This window comes from Acinetobacter sp. B51(2017), assembly GCF_003711395.1.
Taxonomy (GTDB): domain Bacteria; phylum Pseudomonadota; class Gammaproteobacteria; order Pseudomonadales; family Moraxellaceae; genus Acinetobacter.
The window spans coordinates 1-2,909 of record NZ_PJRJ01000070.1 but is presented as its reverse complement, the minus strand read 5'-3'; the positions used below and the strand labels follow the sequence as shown (position 1 = coordinate 2,909).

Below are 2,909 nucleotides of genomic sequence, written 5' to 3'. Positions count from 1 at the left end.
CAATTACTGACAAAAAATTTGCTCAAATAAACTTCGAGAAATTCTTACCAATTATCAATGAAAATATATTCGATTGATCAACCAGTAAAAATCCACACAAGTTGTTCTTCATAATCTCTTAATGATTTTCTTACTTCTTCGTCAGAAGCAAGATAATCAGCTCATTTGTTAAATCATTGTTTTTCAACAATTTTTAATCAAGATCATCGCTGATGGATGTGCATTCTACAGGATTTCAGGCGCTGTGCAACCCCATTTACGCAGAATTCCGTCTGACTGTTCATTTATTTTACAAAATTGCAGAGCAATTTAAGTAAAAAACGTTGCTACAGGCCTAATTTGCCTATTTTTTTACGAAAAAAGCCCATAACAGCGCTAATTTCGCGGTTTTTAGCGATATTTTCCTAGAAAACCACGTATCTCACACTGTTATGTACCGTTTTATAGAAATGCCAGTGCTGTAATTGGCATAGAGGAGATGTATTGCAGTGAAATTAACGCCCTGCCTTAAAGCCAACTTGCTTAAGGAACGGTAATAGCTCTTCTAGACCTGCAGCTGTTTGCAACATTTCCGCAATACGGGCTGAAAATTCCTGATAACTCTCTGTTCCTTTGGAGTAACGGCTCATTTCAGGCAGATCTGAAAGCTTATTGGCAAACATATAACGCTGTGCATCTGTTAAAGCCGATTGCTTGTCTTGCTTAACATCAACCTCTTTAGCAGCATGAATTGCTGAACGTTTGTATTTGAAATTAAAAGAAAAACCTGAAATAGAACGCCCACGTTTATGCTGTTCATATTTAATAATCAAATCCGAATGCTCGTTAATTTGATCAACAGCAATATCCAGCACACGACGTTTAAACGCTTCCATACGCGTGTATTCATTCACACCAATGCCTAATTGGCCACGTAAACGCTCTAGCTCATAAGCTGGAGTTTTGCCGACAGACTTCCATTGCATCAGTAATTCATAAAGTCGAACTGCATAGACACTCTTAAAGTCAGCCGTTTTCTTTAGATGATAGCTTGTGAAGTACTGCTCAAAGCCATCGATCTTCGTAATGTGCTCAATTACGACCCGCGTCAACGTTACTAGGATGCGTCCTTCGCCTTTTCGATAGTTGGCATCTTGAATCCAACGGCTCTTTGTCAAAGTTCCATCTTCATTTGTGATGGTGAACTGTCTTTTAAACAAAGAATCCTCTGCTTCACTCAATGCTAAGTAAGCAGCATCAGCTGAAACATTAAACGCTCTTGCATATCTGACTGCATTTAGTTCCAAAGGCTCGTCTGTAGACAACCCTTGACCTGTTTCACGGGCATCGACAATCGCAAGTTGAAGCAAACGTGCCTCATTTAGGGTGAGAGTCTGCAAAGCTTGCACAAGTTTGTTCGATTTTACGACTAAATCAGTCATTTTTACCCATTTAGCAACAATATTATTTTGTTGCTATAACAACATGAGAAATATATGTTGTCAAATACCGAGGAAACGTTGTCATTAAACCGAGGAAACGTTGCTATATAACCGAGGAAACGTTGCTATATAACCGAGGAAACGTTGTCATATAGGCTCTGAAAGCCTTATATAGCAAGGGTTTCAGCATGTCTAAAAGCATTTAAAAACATTTAAAAACATTAAAAACCCGCTTCGCTGTTTTTTTTTGATAAAAAACGAGGTTTTTTTTAATATTTATCCACAGGTTTTGATCTCATCCGAAAATCAGAAATCTGACCTCCTGTTCTAAACAATTTTTTTAGAAAATTTATGATTGAGTAAGAAATCAGATTTCAGGATAAAAATTTGCAATCAAATAAACATCATTTTTTATCTCAAAAACATCATTTTTTTTACTAAAAATCTGAGTCATTAAATTCAACATGTCTTAAATTGCTCTGTAATGCTCTATATTGAATGAAAATAAGAAAAATGATGTTGGGTAGCTTTGATAAATAAAACTCAACCAAGAAGCTTAAAATTGATTTTAACAGCTATATACTTTTTTTAAAACAAATCATTTTTTCCTTATTTTTAACACAAATTTTATGAATTTTTTTTTTGCTATAAATAGTCATTAATATTTTTGTCAAATCAATGAGAAATATCTATGTTTAAAAACATAAAAAAATAGCTTTTTTTACCCGGAAAACAGCTGTTCATTTTTTAGCTATATTAGTTGATTATTCACATAATAAGCCTGTTTTTGATACAAAATCGGATTAATTCACCCTATTTCATATTTAGATTTGCTTAGGCTATTTTGGTAAAAAAACACGAAAATGGATATCTAACTGGTTAATTATTTTAATGAGTAAATAATGAGCTTTTTTAGTCAAAAAAAGGTCAAAAACATGTTTTTTTATGTGATGCGTCATTTAAGCATCATATATATGGCTTTAAATCTATGTGATGCGTCATTTAAGCATCATATATATGGCTTTAAATCTATGTGATGCGTCATTTAAGCATCATATAGAAAAGGTGGTTTTGCTGAATATGACAGCAGTAAGATGTAGTAATTGCAACAGTCTAAGTAGATTAAGGTTGAATAGAAGAGGTTTAGGCACGCTAAATTAGCGTAAAAAGAGGATCTAACAAGAGATTTAAGCTCAATTCTGATGAATCTATGCGTAATGATAGGCGCTATAAATGCTTTTATACAAATTCTATAGTCGAAAAAAATCCCCCTGATGAATGATCAGGGGGATTTTTAGAATAATGAGCTGGCGATGACTTACTCTCACATGGGTAACCCCACACTACCATCAGCGCTAAGAGGTTTCACTTCTGAGTTCGGGAAGGGATCAGGTGGTTCACTCTTGCTATTGTCGCCAGCACAACTGTGATGCTTACTCATCAGGTCTTATTAAATGCCTAACTTTCGTCAAATGAGTTATTAACAGG

At 34.7% G+C, this 2,909-nt stretch carries 1 protein-coding gene and 1 rRNA gene; both read right to left on the bottom strand.

Annotated features, from left to right (window positions below; all coding sequences use genetic code 11):
* Positions 1–494 precede the first annotated feature (494 nt).
* A complete protein-coding gene (repM, locus tag CYK47_RS15075; RefSeq protein WP_122902585.1) occupies positions 495–1,421 on the bottom strand; it encodes a replication initiation protein RepM in 927 nt (308 codons plus the stop codon).
* Between the two features lie 1,305 nt (positions 1,422–2,726).
* Positions 2,727–2,841 (bottom strand): 5S ribosomal RNA (gene rrf, locus CYK47_RS15070).
* Between the last annotated feature and the right edge of the window lie 68 nt (positions 2,842–2,909).

What these genes read in the sequence shown, in the direction of transcription:
- repM (WP_122902585.1), bottom strand. Translation starts at nt 1,421, where the DNA reads ATGACTGATTTAGTCGTAAAATCGAACAAACTTGTGCAAGCTTTGCAG.